The organism is Novosphingobium profundi (genome assembly GCF_020524485.1).
Classification (GTDB): domain Bacteria; phylum Pseudomonadota; class Alphaproteobacteria; order Sphingomonadales; family Sphingomonadaceae; genus Novosphingobium; species Novosphingobium profundi_A.
On sequence record NZ_JAIVLF010000001.1, the window covers coordinates 1,064,627 to 1,090,921 of the forward strand.

The 26,295-nt window shown below is 65.8% G+C and carries 21 protein-coding genes; 9 read left to right on the forward strand and 12 right to left on the reverse strand.

Annotated features, from left to right (window positions below; translation table 11 throughout):
* Window positions 1-9: 9 nt before the first annotated feature.
* The 7 genes from LC060_RS04695 to zwf all read right to left on the reverse strand — a co-directional run bounded on the left by LC060_RS04695 (window position 10) and on the right by zwf (window position 10,238).
* Window positions 10-1,032 (reverse strand): arginine N-succinyltransferase, encoded by a 1,023-nt coding sequence (locus tag LC060_RS04695; protein WP_226633157.1) that lies wholly within the window; start codon window positions 1,030-1,032, stop codon window positions 10-12.
* Window positions 1,029-2,234 (reverse strand): hydrolase, encoded by a 1,206-nt coding sequence (locus LC060_RS04700; protein WP_226633159.1) that lies wholly within the window; start codon window positions 2,232-2,234, stop codon window positions 1,029-1,031. Before LC060_RS04700 ends, LC060_RS04695 begins: the two co-directional genes overlap by 4 nt.
* A gap of 97 nt (window positions 2,235-2,331) precedes the next feature.
* Window positions 2,332-5,118 carry a phosphoenolpyruvate carboxylase gene (locus LC060_RS04705; protein ID WP_226633161.1) on the reverse strand — a complete coding sequence of 929 codons (2,787 nt, stop codon included), beginning with the start codon at window positions 5,116-5,118 and terminating at the stop codon, window positions 2,332-2,334.
* 52 nt (window positions 5,119-5,170) lie between these two features.
* Window positions 5,171-5,797 (reverse strand): bifunctional 4-hydroxy-2-oxoglutarate aldolase/2-dehydro-3-deoxy-phosphogluconate aldolase, encoded by a 627-nt coding sequence (gene eda / locus LC060_RS04710; protein WP_226633163.1) that lies wholly within the window; start codon window positions 5,795-5,797, stop codon window positions 5,171-5,173.
* Entirely contained in the window at window positions 5,797-6,777 is a 981-nt protein-coding gene (locus LC060_RS04715) for a glucokinase (RefSeq protein ID WP_226633165.1), read from the reverse strand. Before LC060_RS04715 ends, eda begins: the two co-directional genes overlap by 1 nt.
* Before the next feature lie 71 nt (window positions 6,778-6,848).
* The gene (edd, locus tag LC060_RS04720) at window positions 6,849-8,678 is read right to left on the reverse strand and encodes a phosphogluconate dehydratase (RefSeq protein ID WP_226633167.1); all 1,830 of its coding nucleotides are present in this window, start codon (window positions 8,676-8,678) and stop codon (window positions 6,849-6,851) included.
* Between the two features lie 117 nt (window positions 8,679-8,795).
* Window positions 8,796-10,238, reverse strand: a complete 1,443-nt coding sequence (gene zwf, locus LC060_RS04725) for a glucose-6-phosphate dehydrogenase (protein ID WP_226633169.1) — start codon at window positions 10,236-10,238, stop codon at window positions 8,796-8,798.
* Between the two features lie 364 nt (window positions 10,239-10,602).
* Between zwf and LC060_RS04730 the strand changes: the two genes are divergently transcribed.
* The 8 genes from LC060_RS04730 to phoB all read left to right on the forward strand — a co-directional run bounded on the left by LC060_RS04730 (window position 10,603) and on the right by phoB (window position 19,096).
* Window positions 10,603-11,589, forward strand: coding sequence for a sensor histidine kinase (locus tag LC060_RS04730; RefSeq protein ID WP_226633171.1), 987 nt, complete (start codon window positions 10,603-10,605; stop codon window positions 11,587-11,589).
* 154 nt (window positions 11,590-11,743) lie between these two features.
* Entirely contained in the window at window positions 11,744-13,180 is a 1,437-nt protein-coding gene (locus tag LC060_RS04735) for an OprO/OprP family phosphate-selective porin (RefSeq protein ID WP_226633172.1), read from the forward strand.
* A 329-nt stretch (window positions 13,181-13,509) separates the two neighbouring features.
* Window positions 13,510-14,556: a substrate-binding domain-containing protein gene (locus LC060_RS04740; RefSeq protein WP_148628724.1), complete on the forward strand. Its 1,047-nt coding sequence runs from the start codon at window positions 13,510-13,512 to the stop codon at window positions 14,554-14,556.
* Window positions 14,557-14,575: 19 nt separating this feature from the next.
* Window positions 14,576-15,949 carry a phosphate ABC transporter permease subunit PstC gene (pstC, locus tag LC060_RS04745; RefSeq protein ID WP_226633174.1) on the forward strand — a complete coding sequence of 458 codons (1,374 nt, stop codon included), beginning with the start codon at window positions 14,576-14,578 and terminating at the stop codon, window positions 15,947-15,949.
* Window positions 15,942-16,829: a phosphate ABC transporter permease PstA gene (pstA, locus tag LC060_RS04750; protein WP_226633176.1), complete on the forward strand. Its 888-nt coding sequence runs from the start codon at window positions 15,942-15,944 to the stop codon at window positions 16,827-16,829. Before pstC ends, pstA begins: the two co-directional genes overlap by 8 nt.
* Window positions 16,830-16,833: 4 nt before the next feature.
* The gene (gene pstB, locus LC060_RS04755; RefSeq protein WP_039388185.1) at window positions 16,834-17,595 is read left to right on the forward strand and encodes a phosphate ABC transporter ATP-binding protein PstB; all 762 of its coding nucleotides are present in this window, start codon (window positions 16,834-16,836) and stop codon (window positions 17,593-17,595) included.
* A gap of 57 nt (window positions 17,596-17,652) precedes the next feature.
* Window positions 17,653-18,348: a phosphate signaling complex protein PhoU gene (phoU, locus tag LC060_RS04760; RefSeq protein ID WP_039388184.1), complete on the forward strand. Its 696-nt coding sequence runs from the start codon at window positions 17,653-17,655 to the stop codon at window positions 18,346-18,348.
* A 61-nt stretch (window positions 18,349-18,409) separates the two neighbouring features.
* Entirely contained in the window at window positions 18,410-19,096 is a 687-nt protein-coding gene (phoB, locus tag LC060_RS04765; protein WP_039388183.1) for a phosphate regulon transcriptional regulator PhoB, read from the forward strand.
* Between the two features lie 77 nt (window positions 19,097-19,173).
* On the opposite strand, the gene LC060_RS04770 is transcribed toward phoB, so the two are convergent.
* Together LC060_RS04770 and LC060_RS04775 are read right to left on the reverse strand one after the other, a co-directional pair.
* Window positions 19,174-20,247 (reverse strand): glycosyltransferase family 4 protein, encoded by a 1,074-nt coding sequence (locus tag LC060_RS04770; protein ID WP_226633178.1) that lies wholly within the window; start codon window positions 20,245-20,247, stop codon window positions 19,174-19,176.
* Window positions 20,244-21,173: a UDP-2,3-diacylglucosamine diphosphatase gene (locus tag LC060_RS04775; RefSeq protein ID WP_226633179.1), complete on the reverse strand. Its 930-nt coding sequence runs from the start codon at window positions 21,171-21,173 to the stop codon at window positions 20,244-20,246. The genes LC060_RS04770 and LC060_RS04775 overlap by 4 nt, the downstream gene beginning before the upstream one ends.
* Window positions 21,174-21,366: 193 nt before the next feature.
* Between LC060_RS04775 and LC060_RS04780 the strand changes: the two genes are divergently transcribed.
* The gene (locus LC060_RS04780; RefSeq protein ID WP_226633181.1) at window positions 21,367-22,041 is read left to right on the forward strand and encodes a response regulator transcription factor; all 675 of its coding nucleotides are present in this window, start codon (window positions 21,367-21,369) and stop codon (window positions 22,039-22,041) included.
* A gap of 32 nt (window positions 22,042-22,073) precedes the next feature.
* Here LC060_RS04780 and LC060_RS04785 read toward each other — a convergent pair whose 3' ends face one another.
* The 3 genes from LC060_RS04785 to LC060_RS04795 all read right to left on the reverse strand — a co-directional run bounded on the left by LC060_RS04785 (window position 22,074) and on the right by LC060_RS04795 (window position 26,280).
* A complete protein-coding gene (locus tag LC060_RS04785; protein ID WP_226633183.1) occupies window positions 22,074-22,538 on the reverse strand; it encodes a pyridoxamine 5'-phosphate oxidase family protein in 465 nt (154 codons plus the stop codon).
* Window positions 22,539-22,608: 70 nt separating this feature from the next.
* Window positions 22,609-23,184: a TMEM165/GDT1 family protein gene (locus tag LC060_RS04790; protein ID WP_226633630.1), complete on the reverse strand. Its 576-nt coding sequence runs from the start codon at window positions 23,182-23,184 to the stop codon at window positions 22,609-22,611.
* 408 nt (window positions 23,185-23,592) lie between these two features.
* Window positions 23,593-26,280, reverse strand: a complete 2,688-nt coding sequence (locus tag LC060_RS04795) for a TonB-dependent receptor domain-containing protein (protein WP_226633191.1) — start codon at window positions 26,278-26,280, stop codon at window positions 23,593-23,595.
* Window positions 26,281-26,295: the final 15 nt, after the last annotated feature.

Below are 26,295 nucleotides of genomic sequence, written 5' to 3' on the forward strand. Positions count from 1 at the left end.
GCGTCTTCCTCAGACGGGCGCGATGGTGACAGTGTCGCCGGGGGCGATTTGCAGGAGTGCGGCGCTTTCCGCGTCAAGCGTGATCGCGCCGCTGCCCGCTTCGTCGACCTGGGCAAGACAAGCCCGGAAATCGGCGAGCTTGCCGCACGAGACGATGTGGCTGGGCGGATCCTCGCTGGCCGCGCTCAGGCTGGCGACACGCACGTCCTGGGCGTCCTGGATGGTCCGAATGCGGTCGGTCTCGGCCATCATCGAGGGGCCCCCGTCGAAGATGTCGACATAGTTCTGGAAGGCAAAGCCCTCGCTCTCCAGCATGCGCTTGGCGGGGCGCCCGGAATAGTGCGGCTGGCCCATGACCTGCCGCGCGGCCTCGGAGAGGAGCGCGGTGTAAATCGGGTGCTTGGGCATGAGATCGGCGATGAACTGGTGGCCGTGGCGCGCGTTGAACTCGTCCGCGTCGCGAAAGGACATGTCGAAGAAGCGCCCGGCCAGCCCGTCCCAGAAGGGCGAGTTGCCGGCATCGTCAATGGCGCCGCGCAGTTCCGCCAGCGTGCGGTCGGCAAAGCGTGCGCGGTGCCCGCGCATGAACAGGTAACGGCTGCGTGCGAGCAGTTTGCCTACTCCGCTCGCGCGTTCGCCTGCATCGAGGAACAGGCCGCCCACCTCGCTCGACCCATCCAGGTCGGTGCACAGCGTCAGCATTTCGGCACGGAAAGTTCGGTCGAGCTCCTTGGAGTGCTGGGTGATGCGCCCGATGCGGTAGGAGTAGAAGGGGTACTTGATGCCCACCTGCGAGAAGATCTGGCAGGTCCCGGCAATGCGCCCGGTCTCGGTGTTTTCCAGGATGAAGAGAAAGAGATCGTCGCCCAGAGCCTCTTCGGTGCGGCCGAAGGAGGCGGCCGCCGTCTGCAGCTTGGTGCGCAGGGTGGGGCGGTCGGGCGGCAGATTGGTGAAGCCACCGCCCGTCGACTTGGCCATGCGGTAGAGCGCTTCGAGATCCTTTTCGCGGGCAGGGCGCAGAAGGAAGGTCATTCAGGCAGGCCTTTGCGGTCAATGCGGTGGAGAACAAGCGCAGTCAGCTGCGCGCGGGGGGCGAGCGAAGAGGCGAGCATGAACTCGTCGGGCGAATGGATAGCGCCGCCCAGAACCCCCATGGTGTCGAGGACAGGGACGCCAGTGGCCGCGATGTTGTTGCCATCGCACACCCCGCCTGTGTCTTTCCAGCTCATCGCCTGGCCCAGGTCCGCGGCGGCCTTCGAGACGACGCCATAGAGGGCATCGGTCCGGTTCGAGATCGGCTTGGGCGGGCGCGAGACGCCGCCGTGGACGTGGATCGCGACTTCGTGAAGGCGGGTGACCTCGGCAATCGCGGCCTCGACCAGCGCCTCGGCGGCTTCGGCCAGTTCGGGCGTGCGCGGGCGCAGGTTGAAGTGGAGGATGGCGAGGTCGGGCACGGTGTTGTTGGGGCCGCCACCCTCGATCCGGGCGGGGTTCACCGACAAGCCGTCGCGCCGTCCCGCGGCAAGGCGCAGGGCCAGGTCGCTGGCGGCCAGGATGGCGTTGCGTCCGTCCTCCGGGTTGCGCCCTGCATGGGCCGAGCGGCCGTGGATCACCACCGCGTAGTTGCCTGAGCCGGGCCGCGCGCGGGCCATCGAGCCATCGGGAAGCGCAGGCTCGTAGGTAAGGGCAAAGAGCTTGTCCTTCGCAAGCCGGGCAATGAGCGCGTTCGAGGAGAGCGAGCCTGTCTCCTCATCGGCGTTGATCATCACGTCATAGCCCAGCGTCGGCTGCGCCTTCTCGTAGGCCAGAAGCCCTTCGAGCATGAGCGCGAGGCCGCCCTTCATGTCCGCAGTGCCGGGGCCGTGCAGGGTGTCGCCATCCAGCCAGTCGCAGGTCTGGAAGGGGTGCTCCCGGGCATAGACCGTGTCCATATGGCCGGTCAGGATCACGCGGCGTGCCGCCTCGGGCCGGACCGAAAGGACGAGGTGGCGCCCGTGCGGCTGGGCCCGCGGCTTGCCTTCGCTGTCCACTTTCTCGACCGCGGTCGGTTCGACGAGCGAGAGCTCGCCGGGCAACTGCGCGAAGGCTTCTCCCAGCTTGTCCGCCATGGTGGCGAGGCCGTCCAAGTTGGCGGTTCCGCTGTTCACACCTGCCCAGTCGAGCGTGCGCGCCTCGATCGGCGCGCGTTCGATGGGCGCGATCAGCGCCTGTTCCTCGTGGGTCAGTCCGGTCATCCGGCGCGCTCCTTTCCCTGTTTGATCATTTTTCGAGTACGAAACATAATTATAACGGGAGGGCAAGCACGGGGTTCCGGCTCAGATGTGAGTATGATTAGCCATGGGCCCCGAACTCGTTGGCGATGGCGGTGGTGATGCGAAGGCCCAGTGCATGGCTGCGCTCGATCGGCTGGATGTAGTCCTCGTGGATCTGGCCATAGCCGGCCGCGCTGCCATCGGGGTATTCGCTGGGCTCGTCGATCTCGAAGTCCTGGATCGAGGGGAAGTGGATCGGGAAGGCCCGGCGCAGCTGCGCCAGAGCATCTTCGGTGCGCAGGGTGAAGACCATCTCCAGCACGTCGTCGCGGCTGATGTCGTTGGCGCGGCTGAAGGCCGGGACCATGACCGCGCGCAGGAACATGTGCTTCATCAGCGCAATACGCAGGGCCTGGAGCACACCGAGCGAGCGGCGGGTGTGCTCGCGGTCGGGGAGGGGCTGCTCGTCAGGGACAAGGTCCATAAGCTTGTGCAGCTTCATCGCGTCCACCCGCAGGCGCGAGGCGAGGCGGCGAAAGACGCCGGTGCGGTCATCCTTGGTTAGGTACTCGCCGATCTTGAGGCAGGCATCGGTGATGTACTGCTCATCGCCACGGTATGGACGGCTGGCCCAGTAGGCAGAGTTGAACAGTTCGCCATAGGCGCCCACCGTCTTGATCGAGGCAATGGAATCGGCCGCGCGCACAAGGCGCATGATCTGGCGGCCGCGCGCGCTGTCCTTCAGGAGCTCGGCGATCTCCTCGACGTTGCCATCTGCCGCCGTGCCCACGCCCGCGATCACGTTGACCGGGTAGCCCAGCTGCTGGAGGATCGCGTTGTGCGGGATCGCGCGGATCTGGCGCAGGTTCATCGTGCGGTCCGAGGCGAGGTCGGACTGGCGGCGCGACTTGCGGCTGCCGGTGTCGTTCAGCATGCCCAGGCCAAAGGCCGTGATCGCGCGGGAATAAGTGCTCGATTCCAGGTGTGCGTGCTGCACGCTGCGGATGTTGCGGTAGAAGTCGAGGCTGAGGTCGGTCCGCCGGTAGAAGACGTCGGTCTGCGCGTCGGGGTCCGCGCCCCACAGCGGCCGCTCGGCCATGCGGGTAAGCGTTGCGAGCGCAAGCTCGTCCGAGCCGAACCACAAGTAGCCATCGCCGCCCTGGAAGGAGACTTCGGGTTCCAGCTTGATCCCGGCGCGCAGGAAGCGGCGGCGGGCCCAGGGCGACATCTGCCAGTCGAAACGGTCATCGACGCTGGAGGGATGGCAGCCGCGCCCCATGGATTCGCCGCCGGTGTTGAAGATGAGCGCGGCAACATCGGTCATGGCGTTGGCCGCCATGGCTTCGGCCAAGCGTCCCTGCAGACGCTCGATGGCAAGCGCGGCCGGGATCTGCCCAACGAAGCGGCCCGCGTCGGAAAAACCGGTCTGGATGCAGATCCGGCCGCGCAGGCGCGCGTAGTCGCGGAAGGCCGGTTCGGCGAGGACGGCGTCGAGGAAGCGGCCGCCATGTTCGAGCGCGGTCTCGGTCTCGAAGAGGGGCGAGACATCGACCATGTCCTCTATCCCGAACTTGCGCGCGAAATAGAGTGCGGCGAGCACTGTGGTGGGCTGTTCGCACTCGGCCACCAGCATACGGATCGGGGAATCGGCGTCGATGTGCGCCAGGATCTGCGCCATGGCGAGGAACTGGCGCACTGCGGTGCTGTTCTCGATGGCGAGGGCCGCGAAGTTGGACTTCACCGGCTTCACTTCGGCCAGCAGCTCGCGCATGCGCATGAGCGCGGCCTGGCTGGAGAGCGAGAGCTTGCCGTCGGGATCAATGCGGCGGCGGATCGCGTTCTGGAGCTGGGAGGCGTTCACGCGAAAGTGAATGCCGCCCATGCCCAGGCCGTCGGCGCGCATCGCGGCGGCGACAACCAGCAGGTCGCGCGCGGTTTCATGCCCGGCGTGGCGGGCTTCCTCTTCCAGTTCGACGATGATGCCATCGAGGCTGACGAGCTTGTCGGGATGCGCGGCGGTGAGCGCGTTGGCCGCCTTGGACAGCGCGCCGGGATCGGAGAAATCCTCTGCAAAAAGGGTGGCCATCTCGGAGGTGTGGGCGGCCGCGCGCGCCAGACGCCCGGCGATCTCGGGTTCTAGCGCCTCGAGGCTGGCGGCATAGCCTTCGAGCCGCATCGCCTTTTCCTGAAGGCGGTAGCGGATCGAGGTGTTCCACGAGATGTCGGTGCGCCCGTCCATGTCGTAACCGACCCAGGTCGCAAAGCGCACGGGGCAGGGCTGGAGGCTCTTCCAGCGCTTGGGCCAGCGCGTAGCGGCGAGATCAAAGAGGCGCCCGGCGATGCGGTCGCGCGCCTTCTGACCCCGCCCCAGCGCGGCCATGGCCTTGGTGTGTTCGTAGTCGAGAGTGATGGTGTCGCGGGTGGCATCGGCCGTGCAGACGCTGGCCTGCGAGAAGTCGCCGGTTGAGGCAGAGCCCGCGACCGCCTCGGTCTGGGCCTGCGTCAGCAGGAAGGTCGGGTGCGCGGTGAAGACGACGTGTCCGGCCGGGCGCTGCCAGCGCGCGGCAAAGGCAGTGAAGTCGTCCTCGCTGGCTGCGGTGTCGAGCGCGGTGTCGTTCGCTTCGGGGGTGAGCGTGCCCAGGATCCGGTCGAGCCGGGCGGCCCGGGCGCGCAGGCCCTCGCACTCCATTTCGGCGACCAGGGCCTCGATGTGGTCGAGCGACATCTCCCCGTTTTCCAGCTTGCGCGAGAGTTCGAGCCCCAGCTGGAAAACGGGATTGTAGAGCGGCGTTTGCGCTGTGAGCTTGTGCAGTTCACGAAGGCGGGCGGTGAGGTCCTCGACGGTGGTGAGGGCGGGTCCGGTCATCGTCATGTCTCCTTCGCGAACTGCAGGCAGGTGGGGAGGAAAAGAGGTGGGATCAGGCCTTCAGGGCAGCGGCCTCGCGTGCATCGGCCTCGATCTTGGCGACATCGGGCGTGCCCTTGGGCACCATCCAGCTGCCGCCCACACATATGACCGCATCGAGCGCGAGCCAGTCGGGCGCGTTGGCGAGCGAGACGCCGCCGGTTGGGCAGAACTTGGCCGTCGCGAGCGGCGCCGAAATGGCCTTCAGGGCCGGGGGGCCTCCTGCCGCCATCGCCGGGAAGAACTTGAGGCGCTCAAAGCCCATGTCGAGCGCGAGCATGACGTCGGTTGCGTTCGATGTGCCCGGAAGCAGCGGGGCATCGGCCTTGAGCGCGGCTTCGCCAAGTTGCGGGGTGAGGCCGGGCGAGACGAGGAACTCCGCGCCTGCATCGAGCGCCTTTTCCATGTCGGTGGGGTTGAGCACGGTGCCTGCGCCCACGGTCGCGCCGGGAACGGTCTTCATCGCCTTGATGACGTCGAGCGCGCAGGGTGTGCGCAGCGTGACCTCCAGGGCAGGCAGGCCACCGGCGACGAGCGCCTCGGCGATTGGCACGGCGTGGGCCACATCCTCGATCACGAGGACGGGGACGACGGGGGCGAGGCGCATCACGGCCTCGACGCGGGCTGCGTAGTCGGACATCAGGAAAGGTGCTCCCGGACATAGGCCGCGGCGGCTCCGAAGAGACCGGGCTGGGGATGGGTGATAAGCTTGACGGGAAGGTTCGCCATCATGTTGGCAAAGCGCCCCTTGGCGCAGAACTTCTCCGAGAAGCCGGACTTGAGGATGGTTTCGCGGATGCGATAGCCAAGGCCGCCCGCGATGACGACGCCGCTGGCGCCCTGAGCAAGGGCATAGTCGCCCGCCGCGGCGCCCAACGAAAGGCAGAACCGGTCCACCGCGGCGGCGGCCAGTGGATCGTCCTTGGAATCGGACGTACCGGCCGTCCAGATCTCGATGTCGGTCTTGTCGACATGCGGGGTCTGCTGCATCGCGGCCAGAGTCTCGTAGATATCGACGATGGCGGGGCCCGAAACCACCCGTTCGACCGAGACGCGGTTGTGGCGCTTGCGCAGCCGCGCCAGGATCGCATCGTCGATGAGGTCGAGCGGCGAGAAGTCGATGTGGCCGCCCTCGGTCGCCTGAACGTGGTAGCCCTTCACGCCGTCGCGCCAGACATGGGCGACGCCAAGGCCGGTGCCGGGACCCAGAACGCTGAGGGTTCCGCGCGGGGGCAGGGGCGTGTCGGGACCTGCAAGGTGGACGAACTCGCTTTCCTCCGCGCAGGCGACCGCGTGGCCCACGGCCTCGAAATCGTTGACGATGGTGAAGCTGGTGGCGCCCAGGCGCTCCTCGATCATGGCCGGGCGGATGATCCAGGGGTTGTTGGTGAACTTGATCACCTCGCCCCCGACTGGCCCCGCCACGGCGAAGGAGACGGCCTTGGGAAGCGTGCCCCCGTTCATCTGGGCAAAGGCCTGCCAGGCGAGCTGGAAGCTGCCGTGGTCCTTGGTGTGGAGCGTGGCCGGTTCACCCAGCGTGATCGCGCCATCGGCATCGACCGTGGCAATGGCAAAGCGGGCATGGGTTCCGCCGATATCGACGGAGACAAGCTGGATCATCTCTCTCTCCGGTTGCCCGGCCATGCCGCTCTTCGGCGTGGCTTCGGGCCGTGCGATGGTCCCGGCCGCGCTCACAGGCCTGCGACCTGGAGCATGGCCGAACCGCCCTGTTCCGCGCCGCTGGCGGACAAGCGGAACATGGCGAAGAGCTCGCGGCCCATGCCCATTGCGGGCTTGGGCGCTTCGGCGGGCGCGCGGCTGGCAAGATCGGCGGTGGTCGAAAGTTCGCCGGTCTCGGCGCAGACCTTCACGATATCACCATCCTGGAGGTAGGCGAGCGGGCCCCAGTTGCCATCGACATCCGCGAGGGCTTCGGGAGTGACGTGGATCGCGGCCGGGACCTTGCCCGAAGCGCCCGACATGCGGCCATCGGTCACGAGCGCGACCTTGTAGCCTCGGTCCTGCAGAATGCCGAGCGGCGGGGTCAACTTGTGCAGTTCGGGCATGCCGTTGGCGCGCGGTCCCTGGAAACGCACGACGACGACGACATCGCGGTCGAGCTCGCCCGCCTTGAACGCTGCGGAGACGGCCTCCTGGGTGTCGAAGACGCGGGCCGGGGCCTCGATCGTCCAGCGTTCCTTCTCGACCGCGCTGGTCTTGAAGGTGGCGCGTCCGATGTTGCCTTCGACCAGGCGCATGCCGCCGTCGGGCTGGAAGGGATTGGCAACGGGGCGCAGCATGGTGTCATCGCCCGAAGTTTCGGGGGCGGGCTTCCAGGTCAGCTGGTCGCCGTCCATCGTCGGCTCGGTGGCATAGGCGCGCATGCCGCCCTCCGCGATGGTCAGGACGTCCTCGTGGGCGAGCCCTGCATCGAGCAGTTCGCGCACGACCCAGGCCATGCCGCCCGCGGCGTGGAAGTGGTTCACGTCGCCCGAGCCGTTGGGGTAGACGCGGGTGAGGAGGGGGACGGCGGAGGACAGCTCGGAAAGGTCCTGCCAGTCAACAAGGATACCCGCCGCGCGTGCCATGGCCGGAATGTGGATGGCGTGGTTGGTCGAGCCGCCGGTGGCGAGCAGGCCGACCATGGCGTTGACGATGGCCTTTTCATCGACGACTTCGGCCATCGGGCGGTAATCGTCGCCCTTGCGGCTCATGGCCGCGACGCGCTGGGTGGCTGCGCGGGTGACGGCCTGGCGCAGCGGCGTGTTGGGCGGCACGAAGGCGGCGCCCGGCATGTGCAGGCCCATCATCTCCATCATCATCTGGTTGGAGTTGGCGGTGCCGTAGAAGGTGCAGGTGCCTGCCGAGTGATAGCTGGCGCTTTCACTGGCGAGCAGTTCCTCGCGGCCGACCTTGCCCTCGGCGTAGAGCTGGCGGGTTTTCTGCTTCTCCTTGTTGGAGATGCCGCTGGGCATCGGCCCTGAAGGAATGAACGCGGCCGGGAGGTGTCCGAAGCGCAGCGCGCCGATGACGAGGCCAGGCACGATCTTGTCGCAGATGCCCAGCAGGGTCATGCCGTCGAACATCGCGTGGGACAGCGCGACGGAGGTCGAGAGCGCGATGGTGTCGCGGCTGAAGAGCGAGAGCTCCATGCCATCGAAGCCTTGCGTCACGCCATCGCACATGGCCGGGACGCCGCCTGCAACCTGCGCGGTGGCGCCCACTTCACGGGCATAGAGCTTCATCTGCTCGGGGTAGCGGCCATAGGGCTGGTGGGCCGAGAGCATGTCGTTGAAGGCGGTGACGATGCCGATGTTGATCGTGCTCATCGCCGCTATGGCGCCCTTGTCCTCGCCGCTGGCGGCAAAGCCGTGGGCCAGGTTCGAGCAGGACAGGAACGAGCGGTCCGAGTGCTTTCCGGCTTCTCCGCGCACCATCTCCAGATACGCCGCGCGGCTTTCCTTCGAGCGTTCGATGATGCGGTCGGTGACGCGGTCTACCACGGGGGCGAGGTTGGTCATGGGTCTTCTCCTGATCGCGCTTCACGCCGCCTGCCCGGCCGAGCGGTGCGGCGCGTGCGCGTGCAATCTTCATGTTTCCGGCCCTAAAGACGGGCCGCGAGAGGTCGCGGGACGGCCTTATTCGTGCCAGGTCACGCCATCGCGCTCGGCAAGGGCGATGGCGGCGGACGGTCCCCAGCTCCCAGCCGTATAAGTCTTGGGCTCGATGCGGTGTTCCTCCCAGGTGGCGCGGATCGCGTCGATCCACTCCCACTGGGCCTCCACTTCATCGCGGCGCACGAACAGGGTCTGGTCGCCCTCGATCAGGTCGAGCCAGAGACGTTCGTAGGCGATGCGCCGCTGCGGGCCGGCAAAGGCGTCGGGCATCGATATGGCAAGCGGAATCGCGCGCAGGCCGAAGCCCTCACGGTCGAGTCCGGGCATCTTGGCCATGAGCGAAAGCGTGATGTTCTCGTCCGGCTGGAGCGAGATGACGAGGCGGTTGGGCACGGTCTTGGCGCCCCGTCCGGTGAAGATCGAGTGGGGCACGTCGCGGAACTGGACGACGACCTCGGTCGTGCGCTTGGGCATGCGCTTGCCGGTGCGCATGTAGAAGGGCACGCCCTGCCAGCGCCAGTTGTCGATATGGGCCTTGATCGCGACGAAGGTTTCGGTGTCGGAAGGCTTGCCTAGTTCCTCGTCGTAGCCGGGGACGGCTTCGCCGTTGATGGCGCCCGCGCGGTACTGTCCGGTGACGGTTTCCTCGGCCTTGATCTGGCGCAGCGAGCGCAGGACCTTGACCTTTTCATCGCGCACGGTCGTCGCTTCGTAGGAGACGGGCGGCTCCATCGCGACGAGCGCGAGAAGCTGGAGCATGTGGTTCTGCACCATGTCGCGCAGCGCGCCCGAATCGTCGTAGTAGCCCACGCGCGATTCGAGGCCGACGGTCTCGGAGACGGTGATCTGGACATGATCGATGTGCGCCGCGTTCCACAGTGGTTCGAACATGAGGTTGGCAAAGCGCAGCGCGATCAGGTTCTGGACGGTTTCCTTGCCCAGATAGTGGTCGATGCGGAAGATGCGGTCCTCGGGGAAGGCCGAGGCGACGGCGTCGTTGATGACCTTGCTGGATTCCAGGTCGACGCCCAGCGGCTTTTCAAGCGCGATGCGCACGTTGGGTCCAGCGAGGCCGTTCTGTTCAAGTCCCCGGATCGTCGGCTCGAACAGGCTGGGCGCGGTCGAGAGGAAGATCGAGAGGCCCTGTTTGGGTTCGCCCACCTTGGCCGCGAGCGCCTTGTAGCCATCCGGGTCGTTGGCATCGAGTTGCTGGTAGAACAGGCGGTTGAGAAAGGTCGCCATGCCGCCGCGGCGTTCGGGCGCGAGGAACTGCTCCAGCGATTCGCGCGCGAAGTTGCGGAATGCCTGGTCGTCCATCTCGGAGCGCGCGGTGGCGATGATCTGGATATCGGGATCGAGCAGCCCTTCGGCATCCAGCGCGCAGAGCGAGGGCAGGAGCATTCGACGCGAAAGGTCGCCCGTCGCGCCGAACAGGAGGAGTCGATCGGAAGTGAATTTGGTCACGTAAGCCTTTCCACCTGAGGCCGAGCTCCTCCTCCCGGCCATCGTGAATCTTGTGTCACGGCCTCTTTGGACCACGCGGGCGCAGCATATCAAGGGTATATGTCATCCGCTAGGCAGTTGCTCCGTTTTGAACGCAGCTTGCGCCCTCCATGCGGTCAGGATGTGCAAGATCTACGCAGCGTGCGTGCAGCCTGCCACAGGACTGTCGTCTTGCGCCTCTAGCAAGGCTTGCTGATCGCACGGCGGCGTTGCATGACGGTGTGTCCGCTGCGGCGTCGTACGGGGGGGTGAGAGCCCCGGCGCTGGAAGGCCCATTGGGGCAGGGGCGGACAGCTGGTGGATGAAGATTGAGGATACGCGATTGATGGTCATTGAAGGGGTGGATCTGCTGGAGCATCTCCAGACACCGGCGGTCATGGTCGCGCGCGGGCAGGTGCGCTTTGCCAATTCGGCGGCGAAGGACCTGTTGGGCGCGCACATCGTCGGGCAGGACGTGCGCATTGCGATCCGCGATCCCAAGGCGGTGGCCGCGATCCTCAGTGAGAGCGGTGGCACGGCACGGATCTCGGGGCTTTCCACCGGGGGCAGCGTGTGGGAAGTGGACTGCAAGGTGCTGCCGGGCGGTGACCGGATCGTCAGCCTCTATGACCTGTCCGAGCGGGTGAGCGTGGCCAAGTCGCACGCCGACTTCGTCGCCAATGCCAGCCACGAACTGCGCACCCCGCTCGCCAACGTGATCGGCTATGTGGAAACGCTGATGAACCTCAAGGCGGGCGGCAACGAGGAACTGCGCGAACGCTTCCTCGGCACGATCCGCCACGAAGCGCAGCGTATGCAGGCCCTGATCTCGGACCTCATGTCGCTCTCGCGGATCGAGGCGGTCAAGCACGAAGTCCCTTCGGACAGTGTCGACATGGTGCAGCTCGCCCAGGAAGTTGCCGGGGAATTCCGGAGTAGCGCCACGATCGAGCTGGTCGTCAACGCCGAGCACGCGGTGATTGCAGGAGACAAGGGGCAATTGCTGCAGGTCCTGCGCAATCTCATCGACAACGCGCTCAAGTACGGCAAGGCGGATGGTACCGTGCACCTCTCGGTGGAGGTCGCGCGCACCGGCTGGGTGCTGGTCATGGTGCGCGACGAGGGAGAGGGCATTTCGCCCGAACACCTGCCCCGCGTGACCGAGCGTTTCTACCGCGCCGACAACAGCCGTAGCCGTGCGGCGGGGGGCACTGGGCTTGGACTTTCCATCGTCAAGCACATCGTCGAGCGTCACCGGGGCCGATTCGATATCGACAGCCGACCCGGCGCGGGCACGACCGCATCCCTGATGCTGCCGCTGCGTGAAAATTGATTTGAGTACGAAGACAAGCACTTGAGCATTTGAACGCGTCGCTTTGTCGGTCGCGGGCGCCTCTGTTTCCACTCCATGTCATCAAAGTGACATTTGCTGGTCATAGTGGCGTCGCCCGACAGACACATCGACGTTATAAAAATGAGGTCTCGGGTTGCGTTCAGTTCTTGGAATTTCGGCAGCGGCCGTTGCACTTGTGCTGGCTGGTGGTGCCCCCATCGATGCCTATGCGGCCGACGGTGCGCAAGCAGGTGCGGATAGTTCCGTCGCGCGCGAGCTTGCGGAAATGCGTGCGCAGATGGCGCGCATGGCGGCGCGTATCGCGGATCTGGAAGCCCAGGTGGCCCAAGGCAATGGCGCGCCTGCGGCCGTTCCCTCGGCAGTTGCGCCTGCGCTGGCGGCCAACGCTGCGGCAAGCCCGGCTCCTGTCGTGACCGCTGCCGCCGCGCCTGCAAAGGCGGCCGGGCCCGACGTGAAGGTCAAGTTCAAGGGCGGTCCCGAGGTCACGACCTCGGATGGCTGGGCCTTCAAGCTGGGCGGGCGTCTCAACCTCGATGCCGGGTACATTGATGCGCCCGACAGCCTGGGCCCGAGCGACGGCTTCGGCAGCGAAGTGCGCCGTGCGCGTCTGCGTGTGACCGGCAAGATCCCGGGCGGCTTCGGCTACAAGTTCGAGACCGAATTCGCACCGGGCGCCGCCGACTTTACCGACGCCTACGTCAGCTACCAGGACGGTGGTCTCACCATCGAGGCGGGCCAGCACAACACCTTCCAGGGCCTGGAAGAACTCTCGAGCAGCCTCAACACCTCGTTCATCGAGCGTGCGGCCTATACCGACGCCTTCAACTTCGAGCGCCGCATCGGCATCTCGGCCCAGTACAGCACCGGCGACCTGCTGCTGCAGGGCGGCATCTTCTCGGACAACGCCGAGGATACGCCCAACAAGAACTTCAGCGTGGACACGCGCGTGGTCTATGCCCCGAAGATCGGCTCGGCCCAGGTGCACCTGGGCGGCTCGTACCATTATGCCAAGCTGCCCGAGCAGGGTTCGGCCGTGCGCTACCGCCAGCGGCCCTTCGAGCACTTCACTTCGACCCGCTACATCAACACCGGGCTCTTCTCGGCCGACGCCGAGATCGGCTATGGCCTCGAGAGCGCGGTCATTGCCGGGCGCTTCCACGCCAGCGCGGAAGGCCACTGGCAGCATGTCTCACGCCCGGTGGGCGATGCCGACCCGACCTTCTTCGGTGGCGCCATCGAAGTGGGCTACTTCCTCACCAAGGGTGACACACGCGGCTACAAGCACGGCACCTTCGACCGCGTGAAGCCCGCGCGTCCGGTGGGCGAGGGCGGCTTCGGGGCGCTTCAACTGAACTTGCGCTACGACTACCTCGACCTCACTGATGCGGGCATCGTGGGCGGCAGCCAGAAGGGCTATGAGGCTTCGCTGATCTGGACTCAGACCGACTACACCCGCCTCATGCTCAACTACGCGCGCCTCGACTACACCGATGCGTTCTATCAGACCGCGGATGGCAGCCGTTCCTACGGTGTGGATGTGATCGCGATGCGCGCGCAGGTCGACTTCTGATCCTGTCCTGACAAACGGGAGGCGTGCGCCCGAGCCATTGGCACCGCCTGCGCCTCCCGGTTCCTCGCCTTGCGGGTTTTCCTGTCCAAAAGGAGGAGGAAATCCCGACCTTTGCGTGCCCGGTGCAGCTTGCATCGCTTCGGGGCACGCCCTAGACCCGCAGCAGGATGGCCAGTCCAGGAGGGGTGGTCACCTGCGCGGAAGACCGACTTAGACCGAACCTGATACGACCTATTCCGGGCCCCGCCGAAGAATGTCATGCTTTCGTCATGGAAGTGTCATTCAAGGCCAATAGGGGCGTCGGCACGTCCAGACCAAGGGATATCTTCATGCGATCCATCAGTTCTCTCGTCCTCGCCGCGGCTTCGGTGCTCGCGCTCAGCGCCTGCGGTAGCTCGGGCGGCGGCGCCTCGGGTGCGCGCGACTACGTGACCGCCGTCGGCTCCTCGACGGTCTATCCCTTCGCGACCGCTGTCGCCGAGGACTTCGCCCGCAGCTCGGGCAGCAAGTCGCCGGTCATCGAATCGACCGGCACCGGCGCAGGGATGGAGCTCTTCTGCCAGGGCGTCGGCTTCGACTTCCCCGATGTCGAGGACGCCTCGCGCCGGATGAAGAAGTCCGAATACGAAACCTGCAAGGCCAATGGCGTCACCGAGATCATGGAGATCCAGGTCGGCATCGACGGCATCGCCTTTGCCGAGGCCAAGGATGGCCCCGGCATGGAGCTGACGCCGGCCGACATCTACAAGGCGCTCGCCGCCAATCCGTTCGGCAAGCCCAACACCGCCAAGACCTGGAAGGACGTGAACCCGGCGCTGCCCGACATGCCCATCCTCGTCTATGGTCCGCCCTCGACCTCGGGCACGCGCGATGCGCTCAAGGAACTGATCCTGGAAGCGGGCTGCAAGACCGACGCGGCGACCAAGGCGCTCAAGGACAGCGACAAGGACAAGTACGAGGCGACCTGCCACCAGATCCGCGAAGACGGCCCCTATGTCGATGCGGGTGAGAACGACAACCTGATCGTTCAGAAGATCTCGCAGAATTCCAAGGCCGTGGGCATCTTCGGCTACTCGTTCCTCGAAGAGAACGGCGATGTGCTGAAGGGCATCCCGATGTCGGGCGTGACCCCGACCTACGCCTCGATCTCCGACTTCTCCTATCCCGGCGCACGTCCGCTTTACATCTACGTGAAGAAGCAGCACATGGCCCCGATCAAGGGCCTTGCCGACTACGTCGCCGCCTGGCCCAAGGCCTGGGGCCCCGACGGCATTCTCAAGGCAAAGGGCATGGTGATCTCGCCCGATGACGTGCGCGAAAAGAACGCGAAGGTCATCGCCGAGGGCACGCTCCTCGACCCGAGCGAACTGAAGTAAGAAGGACCGGCTGCCGGCCATGATTTTGACAGGAATTCTCCTGGCCGTAGTGGGCCTCGGCCTCATCGGCTGGTTCGTGGGGAGGGGGCGTGCGCGCCTCCTCTACGACGGGCGCGGATCGATGCACTCGATGCCCAACTATCATGGCTGGCACCTGGCGCTGTGGATCGTGGTCCCGGCGCTTGTCGTCTGGGCCGTGTGGTCGGGCATCCAGCCCGGTCTTGTCGAAGGCGCGCTGCTGGCCGATCCGGCCGCGTCAGCGCTCCCCGACAACGCCATGCACCGCAGCGCAATCATCTCGCAGGCCTACCTTCTGGCCAATGATCCGGGCGCGGCCGTCTTCGCTTCCGAGGCGCAGGCCCTTGCCGCGCCGCTGCGCGCGATCATCACCCGCTTCTCGCTGATTGGCGCGCTGCTGGTCGCGATTGTCGCCTTCACCGGGGGTGCCTATGGTTTTACCCGTATCCGCGCGCGCTTCGAGGCGCGTACCCAGGTTGAACGCGTGGTCATGGGCGTGCTCCTGCTCGCCTCATTGATGGCGATCCTGACCACCTTCGGCATCGTCGCCTCGCTGGTGTTCGAGGCCGGGCTGTTCTTCAAGGACGTCTCGCCGATCGTGTTTCTTACCGGCACCCACTGGTCGCCGGGCAACGCGATGGGCGCCGACATCGACGAAAACTTCGGTGCAGTTCCGCTGTTCTGGGGCACGATCTACATTGGCGCGATCATCGCCATGGCGGTTGCCATTCCGCTCGGCCTGATGAGCGCGGTCTACCTCACGCAGTACGCCTCGCGCCGCGTGCGCAAGTGGCTCAAGCCCATCCTCGAGATCCTCGCGGGTATCCCGACCGTGGTCTACGGCTACTTTGCCGCGCTGACGGTGGCGCCGATGATCCGCGACTTCGCCGCTTCGATGGGGGCGGACAACCCCTCCACCGAAAGCGCGCTGGCTGCAGGCCTCGTCATGGGCGTGATGATCATTCCCTTCGTGTCCTCGATGGCCGACGACGCGCTGGCCGCCGTGCCGCGCGCGATGAGCGACGGCTCGCTGGCGCTGGGCGCAACCCGCTCCGAGACGATCAAGAAGGTGCTGCTTCCTGCCGCGCTTCCGGGCATCGTTGCAGGTGTCATGCTGGCGATCAGCCGCGCCATCGGTGAGACGATGATAGTCGTCATGGCCGCGGGCGCAGCCGCCAACCTTTCGGCCAACCCCCTCGATTCGATGACCACGGTCACCTTCCAGATCGTCCAGCTCCTGACGGGCGACCAGGAATTCAACAGCCCCAAGACCCTCTCGGCCTTCGCGCTGGGTCTGATCCTGTTCATCGTCACCCTCGTCCTCAACATCATCGCGCTGCGCGTGGTGAAGCGGTTCCGGGAAGCTTATGAGTAATCCAACCTGGCAATCGCCCGAGGCGCAAAAGCGCCTCGCGAAGCGGCACGCCGCCGAACGCCGGTTCAAGGCTCTGGGCCTTGGCGCGGTCGTCCTCTCGGTCGCGTTCCTGGCGCTGCTCCTTGTCATCATGCTCAAGAACGGGCTGGGCGGCCTTGACTGGTCGTTCCTCTCGGGCGCGGACTCTACGAACCCCGACATCGCGGGCGTGTGGGGCGCGGCCAAGGGCTCGCTCCTCACCATGCTGGTGACGCTGCTGCTGGCTTTCCCGATGGGCGTGCTCGCCGCGATCTACCTTGAGGAGTTCGCGCCCAGGAACAAGTGGATCGACATCGTCGAGGTCTCGATCAACAACCTGGCTGCCGTGCCCTCGATCATCTTCGGCCTGCTGGGTCTTGCTGTCTTCATCAACACGCTGCACCTGCCGCGTTCCTCGCCGATGGTCGGCGGCCTGACGCTGGCCCTGATGACGATGCCGGTCATCGTCATTTCCGGGCGCAACGCGATCAAGGCCGTTCCGCCCTCGATCCGCGAGGCCGCCTACGGCATCGGGGCGAGCAAGGTGCAGACGACCTTCCACCACGTGCTGCCGCTGGCGCTTCCGGGCATTCTCACCGGCACGATCATCGGCATGGCCCGTGCGCTGGGGGAAACCGCGCCGCTGCTGATGATCGGCATGCGCGCCTTCGTCGCCACCCCTCCGGGCGGCGTCACCGACCCTTCGAGCGTGCTTCCGATGCAGATCTTCCTGTGGTCGGACGAGATCGACAAGGGCTTTGTCCAGAACACCTCGGCTGCCATCATCGTCCTGCTGGTCTTCCTGCTGGCGATGAACGGCCTGGCCATATACCTTCGAAACAAATTCGAGGTCCGCTGGTAGGATTATGACCGAACCCAAGCTTATTGCCCGCAACGTCGACGTCTTCTACGGCGAGAAAAAGGCGATCGACAACGTCTCGATCGACATCGATAACGGCATCGTCACCGCCTTCATCGGCCCCTCGGGCTGCGGCAAGTCCACGTTCCTGCGTTCACTCAACCGCATGAACGACACCATCGCGGGCGCGAAGGTGACGGGCGAGATCCTGCTCGATGGCGAGGATATCTACGCGGCCTCGATGGACCCGGTTGCCCTGCGCGCGCGCGTGGGCATGGTGTTCCAGAAGCCCAACCCGTTCCCCAAGTCGATCTACGAGAACATCGCCTACGGGCCGCGCATCCACGGGCTTGCCCAGGGCAAGGCGCAGATGGACGAGATCGTCGAGCGCTCGCTTACCAAGGCGGGCCTGTGGGACGAGGTGAAGGACCGCCTCTCGGACGCAGGGACCGCGCTTTCGGGCGGTCAGCAGCAGCGTCTGTGCATCGCGCGCGCCATCGCGGTCAGTCCCGAGGTGATCCTCATGGACGAGCCGTGCTCCGCGCTCGACCCGATCGCGACCGCGCGCATCGAGGAGCTGATCGACGAGCTCAAGGACACTTACGCCATCGTCATCGTGACCCACTCGATGCAGCAGGCCGCGCGCGTGTCGCAGCGCACCGCCTTCTTCCACCTGGGGCACCTGGTCGAATACGGCGAGACGAGCGAGATCTTCACGACCCCGCGTGAAGATCGCACCAAGGACTACATTACCGGCCGCTACGGCTGATAGCTTCAGTCCCGCTGGACCCCTGCAAAAGGGGCGCGGGCCAACAGGGACATTCGTATGGTTGATCATACCGTCAAGGCCTTCGATTCCGAGATCGGTCAGCTGCGCGGCCTCGTCGCCGAAATGGGCGGGCTGGCCGAAGTGGCCATTCGCGACGCGATCAAGGCGCTGACCCAACACGACGACGAACTCGCCCGCGAGGTCGTGGCCAACGACGCCAAGCTCGACGCGCTCGAGGCCGAGGTGGACCGCCTTGCCGTGCGCACCATTGCCCTTCGCGCGCCGATGGCCGACGATCTTCGCGACGTCATCGCCGCGCTCAAGATCTCGGGCGTGATCGAGCGTATCGGCGACTACGCCAAGAACATCGCCAAGCGCATCGACGCGCTTGACCGTGCGGCCAACATCGATCCCGTGACCCTGGTCCCGACCATGGCCGAGATCGCCGAAGGCATGGTGCGCGACGTTCTCAACGCCTATGGCTCGCGCGATGCGCAGCTGGCGGTCGAGGTCATTCGCCGCGACGCCAAGCTCGACCATTTCTACAACACGCTGTTCCGTTCGCTGCTCACGCACATGATGGAGAACCCTTCCACCATCACCGTGGCCGCGCAGATGCTGTTCATCGCGCGCAACCTCGAACGCATCGGCGACCACGCGACCAACGTCGCCGAGATGGTCTATTACGCCGCAACGGGTGAATACTGCACCGAGCGCGACAGCCAGACCGACGATACCGGCGGCTTCGCCTGAACCTTGTGAACCTGATCCGGGGGGCGCCGGGCAGGTGCCTCCCCCAGCTAGGGAAGATCCGATGAACCCCTCGGTCCTTGTTGTCGAAGACGATGTCGCCTTGTGCGAACTGCTCACCTGGAACCTCTCCGCCGAAGGCTATGACGTGCGCAGCACGGGCGATGGCGAGGAAGCCCTTGTCATGGTCCGCGAGCAGGCGCCCGACGCCATCGTGCTCGACTGGATGATCGAGCAGATCCCGGGCATCGAGGTCTGCCGCCAGCTGCGCAAGAGCCAGGAAACCGCGCAGATCCCGGTCATCATGGTCACTGCGCGCGGCGAGGAAGAGGACATGATCCGCGGCCTCAAGACGGGCGCCGACGACTACATGACCAAGCCCTTTTCCCCGCGCGAGCTGATGGCCCGGATCGAGGCGCTGCTGCGCCGCTCGCGACCGAGCCTTGCGGGCAACGTCCTGCAGTGGGGGGATATCGAGCTTGACGCGACGAGCCACCGCGTGCGCCGCGGCGGTGAGCCGCTGCACCTGGGCCCCACCGAGTTTCGTCTCCTGCGCTACTTCATGGAGCGCCCCAACCGTGTGGTCTCGCGCCAGCAGATCCTTGACGGGGTGTGGGGCATGGATTCCGATATCGACGAGCGCACGGTCGATGTCCACATCCGGCGCCTGCGCAAGGCGATCAACCGCGACGGCGAGGCTGATCCCATCCGCACGGTCCGTGCGGCGGGTTACGCGATGGACGTCAACTGAATATCCGCCGGGGGCCGAAAGGCTCCCGGCGTTTTCATATCAGGAAGAGAGGAAGCCAGGGGCGGTAAAGCTGCCTCTCAAGCCGCTTCGTGCGCGCGGCCGTCCTCGGCCGCCGCGACGGCGCGGGTGATGGCGGTCAGGAACTGGTCCGTCGCCCGCTCCCAGGAGTAAAGGCTGCCCAGTGTCGCGGCATCCTCGCGCGGGATGGCCAGTGCGCCCTCGATGGCCCGCGAAAGATCGGTGTCGAGCACACCTGCGGGGCAGACGACTGGAAGATCCACGCCGCACCCATCTTCGCCCAGAATGTCGATAGGGCCGGTTACCGGGTAGGCGGCCACGGGCACACCGCAGGCGAGGGCCTCGATCACGACGAGGCCGAAGGTGTCGGTGCGGCTGGGGAATACGAAGCAATCGGCCGCACGGTAGGCGCTCGCCAGTTCGTTGCCGCGCATGGGGCCCAGGAAATGGGCATCGGGATAGCGGCGCTTGAGACTTTCCAGAGCCGGGCCATCGCCTACGACGACCTTGCTGCCCGGAACGTCGGCGTCGAGGAAGGCTTCCAGGTTCTTCTCAGGTGCGACGCGCCCGACGTTGAGAAGGATCGGGCCCGGCAGCTTGGCCATCAAGGGATGGCGCGGTCCTTCCGGGCGGAACAGGTCATGATCGATCCCCCGGCTCCAGGGCATGGTCCTGGTGATCCCGCGTCCCGCCAGTTCGCACGCGAAGCTGCGGGTCGAGACGAGGACCCCGCTTGAAGGCGCGTGGAAGCGCTGCATGATCGGCCAGAAACGATCGGCGCTGATTCCGGTGCGCACGGCGGCGTACTCGGGAAAGCGGGTGTGGAAGGCGCTGGTGAAGGGCACCCCGCGCGAGAGGCACCAGCCACGCGCGGCCCAGCCGATGGGGCCTTCGGTGGCGATGTGGACGAGCTGCGGCTGCGCGGCATCGAGCATGCGGCGCACGCCAAAGCGCGGGGCCATCGCCAGCCGGATCTCGGCATAGCCAGGCATGGGAACGGTGAGGAACTTGTCGGGGGTGACCGTCTCGACACTGTGGCCGCGGGCTGTCAGTTCCTCGAGCGTTGCGCGAAGGGAACGGACGACCCCGTTGACCTGCGGCAGCCAGGCATCGGTTGCAAGCGCCAGTCTCATGCGAGGGCTCCGGTGGCCGCAGGGGCAGGCAGGGGCGCGGGTGTGGGCGGTTCGGCGCCTTGGGGGACGTGCTCGGGCGCGGCGGCAGGCGCTGTGCGTCCGCCCGTCTCGGCCACCCAGTCGACGATCGAGATTGCACCGGTGAAGTCCTCGACCAGCGCGGTGCAGCTCTCCACCCAATCGCCGTCATTGTAGTAGGTGATGCCGCCGAATTCGCGGATCTCGGCGCAGTGAATGTGGCCGCAGACGACCCCGTCGAAGCCGCGCTGGGTGGCCTCGGAGGCAACCGCTTCCTCGAATGAAGAGATATAGGCCACCGCGTTCTTCACGCGCTTCTTCATATAGGCCGAGAGCGACCAGTAGGGCATCTTGAGGCGGCGGCGCACCGCATTGAACACGATGTTGGCGCGCAGCAGCAGCCCGTAAGCCTGGTCACCAAGGTAGGCGAGCCACTTGTGGTAGAGGACGACGCCGTCATAGGCATCGCCATGGGTGACAAGGAGGCGCCGGCCGTCCCGGGTCTCGTGGATCGCTTCCATGACCAGTTCGACCCCGCCGAAGGTGAGGCCTGCGTAGTCGCGCAGCATCTCGTCGTGGTTGCCCGCGATGAAGACCACGCGCGTGCCGCGGTGCGCCATCTTGAGGATGCGGCGGATCACTTCGTTGTGGGCGTCGGGCCAGTACCAGTTCTTGCGCAGGCGCCAGCCATCGACGATGTCGCCCACGAGGTAAAGCGTGCGGCACTCGACCGAGCGCAGGAAGTCGACGAGCATGTCGGCGTTGCAGCCGCGCGTGCCCAGGTGCACGTCGGAAATCCAGATCGTCTCGTACTTGCGCTTGGGGCGAAAGCCCTTGGGGTCGGGCAGGTCGAGCCACTCGGGGATCTTGCCTGCCATCTCGAAAAGTGCGTCCACGTCCTTGGCCATGTGCGGCCTCCCCGGTTGCTCCAGCGTGTCCCTGTGGACTGCCATGACGGAGTTGCGTGGGCGTGACGATTGGGCGGCACTTGTGTGACAATCTGTACCTGTGTGCCAAATTCACGCGGACGTCGCCGATTTGTCACCTGTCCGTCACACTTCGCCTGCAAGTAGCCGCGGAACCTTAGGGGAAAAGGGGCCAATGCGGCGTATTGATATCCTGTTGGCCAGCGAACTCTCAGGCGGCTACGCGCCGTTTCGCCACGACGATTTCGACGTGGTGCTGCATCGCTGGACAGACTATTGCGAACTGCCGCTGATCGAGGGCGCCTTATGGGTCTTCGTGGATTGGGTGCTCCCCGAAATGTCGGGTCTGGAGCTGTGCCGCCGCCTGCGCGCCGATGCGCTGACCGCCCATGCGCATGTGACGATGGTGCTAGAAGAGGACAATGTCGAGGATCGCAAGCGCGCGCTGCGCATGGGGGCGGATGACTACATGGTTGGTCCGCTCATGCGCAATGCGCTGCTCGACCGGGTGCTGGGAGCCAATGTCAGTGAGCATGATGCCACCGGTATCCGGACTGTGGCCCAGGGGGACCTTACGGTCGATGTTGCGGCCTTCCAGGCGCGCTGGCAGGGCAAGCCCATTTCACTCATGCCCAACGAGCTGCGTCTCCTGCGCTACTTCATCGAGCATCCGGGGCGGGTCTTTACCCGCGCGCAGCTGATCGCGGCGCTGGGCAAGCAGGAGCCGCCGGTCGACGAGCGCACCGTGGACGTATGGATCGGCCGCCTGCGCCGTGCCCTCAAGGGCGTGGGGGCGGGCAATCCGCTGCGCACCGTGCGCTCGCTCGGTTACGTGTTCGACGCGGCCTGAGCGGGCCGCGCCGTCACGCGCATTTCAGGCTGTCAGACCGCGCCCAGCGCGTGCTCGCCTGCGTTCTTGGCGTGGATCGGCTTGCCGGTGATGAGCTTGTAGACCTGCTTCAGGCCCATGTCGGCGGTCCACACTTCGCCGTCATCGATGTCGAAGCGCAGCATGACAACGTCGGGATCGTCCTTGCCTTCGGGAAACCAGGCCTCGACCGCGTTGTTCCAGAGGTCGCCCCGGCGCGTGACGCTGGTGTCCTCGGTGAGGGTGCCCGACAGGCAGGCGAAGACGTCGTGACCCTTGGTCATGACCTGGCCCATCGCCTTGCCGCCGCCCGCGATGCGGTTGGAGCGGCGCGCGAAGAACCAGATCGAATGGGTCGCCTCCTTGTCGAGCATCGCCGTCATCGGCTCGGCGTGGCCGGGGGCATCGGACAGCTTCATCATGATGAAGGGGCTGTCGGCAAAGGCCTTCCAGAAGCTGTGCTGAACCTTGTCGTCCATGGCGTGTCTCCTCGTGTTGGTGTTTGAAACCTCAACGCGAGGAAGACGCCATGCGTTCCGACAGGAAAGCTCAGCCGAGCCAGCCCGCGGTCTGGACGAGGAGCCACAGGCCGATGGCAACGAACAGCAGTGCCGCGATCATGTGGACCACGCGCATGGGGACGCGTTCGATGAGCGCATTGCCAAGGAATACGGCCGGCGCATTGGCGATCATCATGCCCAGTGTCGTGCCGAGCATGACCGGGATGACACTCTCGAAGCGGGCGGCGAGCGCCACGGTCGCGATCTGGGTCTTGTCGCCCATCTCGACGAGGAAGAAGGCGATCACGGTGGCGAGGAATGGCCCGAAGCGGCCCGGCTTGGGCTCGTCGTCCTCGTCGAACGTGTCCGGGATCAGCGTCCACAGGCCCATGACGATGAAGCTGGCGGCCACGAGGTAGCGGAACCACAGGCCGTCGAGGAAGGCTGCGGCCTGTTCGCCGACGAGCGCGGCAAGGAAGTGGTTGGCAAGCGTGGCGACGAGAATGCCCGCGACGATCGGCCAGGGCTTCTTGAAGCGGGTGGCGAGCACGATCGCAAGCAGTTGCGTCTTGTCGCCGACTTCGGCGAGCGCAACGACCGCGCTCGAGGTGAGAAAGGCTTCCATCATGTCGAATTTCCATCAGGGCCGGGCGGGCATTGAACGCAAAGAGGCCATCGGCCCCCGCCCGGCCAGGCGATGGCGTCCGGCGTCTCTGGTCTTGCCCGAAGCGCGCTGGGAAGGTCCCTGGACCCTTCCGCGCGAACTCCTGTGCGCCATGGCCTCTCGGCCAAGTATGTTGACGACAGGGCCTGCCGGAACCCGTGCCAGGAAGCAGGGGCGGGAGGGCAGGCGGCTACTCCCCGTGTGACGAACCCGCCTCCTAGCGGCGTGATCGGTGCGGCGCAAGACGGGCGTGGAGGCCCTGTTCGAAGGGCGGTAAACCAAAAAAGGCCCGGCCGCATTGCTGCAGCCGGGCTGTGAGGTCACGCGGGGGAAGGGGGCTTCCCGGCGTGTTCGCAAGAAACGGTCAGGTCAGAACTTGATCGAGGCGGACGCCTTGAACACCCGGCCCAGGTCGTAGGTATTGAACTGGACGTCGCCGTCTTCGAAGCTCTGGTATTCCTTGTGGGCGCGGCCCGTGAGGTTGCGGCCCTCGAACTTCAGTTCCAGTTCGCTCGCCCCGATCATGATGCCCTGGCGCACGATCACGTCGATGGTGAAGCCGGGGTGCTCGAAGATGTCGGGCTGGCGGATGGTGCCATTGACGCCGCGGCTGGTCACGCGCTTGGAGGCGTAGTTGAGCATGATCGTCTGCTGCGAGAGGCTGTCGGTGTCTTCCAGGCCGAACTGCAGGTTGGCGATGTGCTTGGACTGGCCGGTCAGCGGCGCGCCGTCGACGAAGTAGTTGGTCGCGGCCGAGAGGAAGCCGTTGACGTTGGTGACGTCATCGGCGGTCACGTTGAGCTGCGACTTGGTGTAGGTGTAGTTCGCGTTGACGGCGATGCGGCGGGTCTCGAAGAACGAGCCCAGGTTGTAGAGGTCGAAGTACTTCTGCAGTTCGACTTCCGCACCGTAAAGATCGGCGCTGGGCGCGTTGGCGTAGCGGGTGAAGTAGCCGTTCGAGTAGAGCAGGTAGCTCTCGATCGGGTTCTTGATGTGCTTGTAGAAGCCACCCAGCGAGACATGCTCGTCGCGGTTGAAGTACCACTCCCAGCGCGCTTCGGCGTTGTAGAGCTGGCTGTCGATGAGCTGCGGGTTGCCCTGGTAGGTGCGGTTGGTTTCCGGATCGAAGAAGTTCTGGAAGATCAGCTCGCGGAACTGGGGGCGGGCGATGGTCTTCGAGCCGTTGATGCGGATCTGCATCTCGGGATCGATCTCGTAGGTCAGCGTGGCGGCCGGCAGGAAGTACTCGTTCTTCAGCGTCACGCCGCTTTCGGCCACGCCTTCGACCGGGACCAGCAGCGACTGCTCCTTGGCCCATTCCCAGCGCACACCTGCATCGAGGGTGAGGCCGTCGGCGAGCGTACCGTCGACCTTGCCGTAGAAGGCATGGTTGAGCAGGCGCGCGCGGTAATTGGCGTAAGGCGCGGTCGGGTCCTGGAGCTGCAGGTCGTAGTCGAGCCCGGTGCGATCAAGGTACCACTGGCCGGTCTGGAGCAGCACGTCGAGACGCGCGGTGCCCAGCGCTTCGATCAGTTCGGAATCGCCGTTGGCAATGACGAGGAACTGGCGCTGGCGGCTCTCGCGCGAGTTGATCTGGTAGGCATAGCCCACCGTGCCCGACCAGTTGGTCGAGAAACGATGGCTGACGTCGGCGCCCGCCGACCAGACATCCTCGTTGAGGCGCGAGAAGGAGATCGAGGTCGGCGCCGATCCGGTGCCGCTGCCCAGCGCGTTGGTGAACAGGTCACCCACGCCGCCATCGCCGGTGTTGCGACGGATGTAGCGCGAGACGATCTCGTAGGGCGCGAGGCGCTTGGAGTTGGCGTACCCGGCGCGCAGGTCGATCGTGGTGTCGTCGGTGGGCTTGAACTCGCCGGTGAACTGGCTGTCGATCAACTGGCGTTCGTACCAGCCCGTGCTCTGTTCCATGAAGTCCCAGTCATCGTTCTGCTGGGGCTGCTTGAAGGAGGCGAGGGCCGCGTACTTGTCGGTGTCGTGGATATAGACGTTGGTCCAGCGGATCGAGTTGTCACCCCATTCGAGGCCCAGGCCAAGAAGGCCGTTGACGATCACGCGGTTGTCGCTCTGGACGGTGGTGCCGTCCTGGTCGCGGTCCTCGTAAGCGCCCGAGAGAAGCTGCGTCGACTGGCGCAGCGCCTGGCGGGTCTGCGTGGTGTTCGAGTAGCCCGCAGTCGCGATCACGCCGAGCGTCGCGCCGCCAAGGTCGAAGGAGGTGCCCGCCGAAAGATCGGCGCTGAAATTGGGCTGCGTGTTCTCGATGGTCTGGATCACCGAGTTGCGCGGCGTGAACAGGATCGAGCCGATGTCGTCGGCCAGCTCGCTGGTGGGGTTGAGCGCCAGGTTGCTGTCGAACAGCGCCTGCATGTCGTAGGGCACGCGGCGCAGGCCATTGTCGTAGCCCGTCCAGTCGGTCTTGGAGCCGTAGTAGGAATAGCTCAGCTTGTTGGTTGTCTCGCTGTCCCAGCCAATGCCGCCGCCGATCTTGAGGAAGCTTTCCTCGGGCACGGCCTGGGTGGTCAGGTTGATCACGCCGCCGCCGAATTCACCCGGGAAGTTCACCGAGTAGCTCTTCTGGACCATCGAGGAGGCCACGACGCTGGTCGGGAAGAGGTCGAGGGGAACCACGCGCTTGAGCGGCTCGGGGCTGGGAAGGGGGGAGCCGTTGAGCAGCGCGAGCGAGTAGCGATCGCCCAGGCCACGCACGTAGACATAGCCATTGCCCACGACCGAAAGGCCGGTGACGTGGCCCAGAGCGCCTGCAATGTCGCCTTCACCGGTGCGCGCGATGTCTTCGCTGGAGAGAACCGAGAGGACCTCGGTCGCGGAACGCTCGACGTTGACGATACGCCGCCCGGTCACGATGATCGCGCCGCCGGGGATCGAAACGTCGGGGGCATCGCCTTCGGTTTCGTCCTGCGCCGTTTCGGCGGGAGCGGCAAGGGTTTCAGGCGTTGTATCGCTGTCCTGCGCTTGCGCGATACCCGGCGTCATCACCGTGGAGAGAAGCAGGAGCGGGACGAGCCGCGACTTGGTCATGGGAAGGTTCCCCCT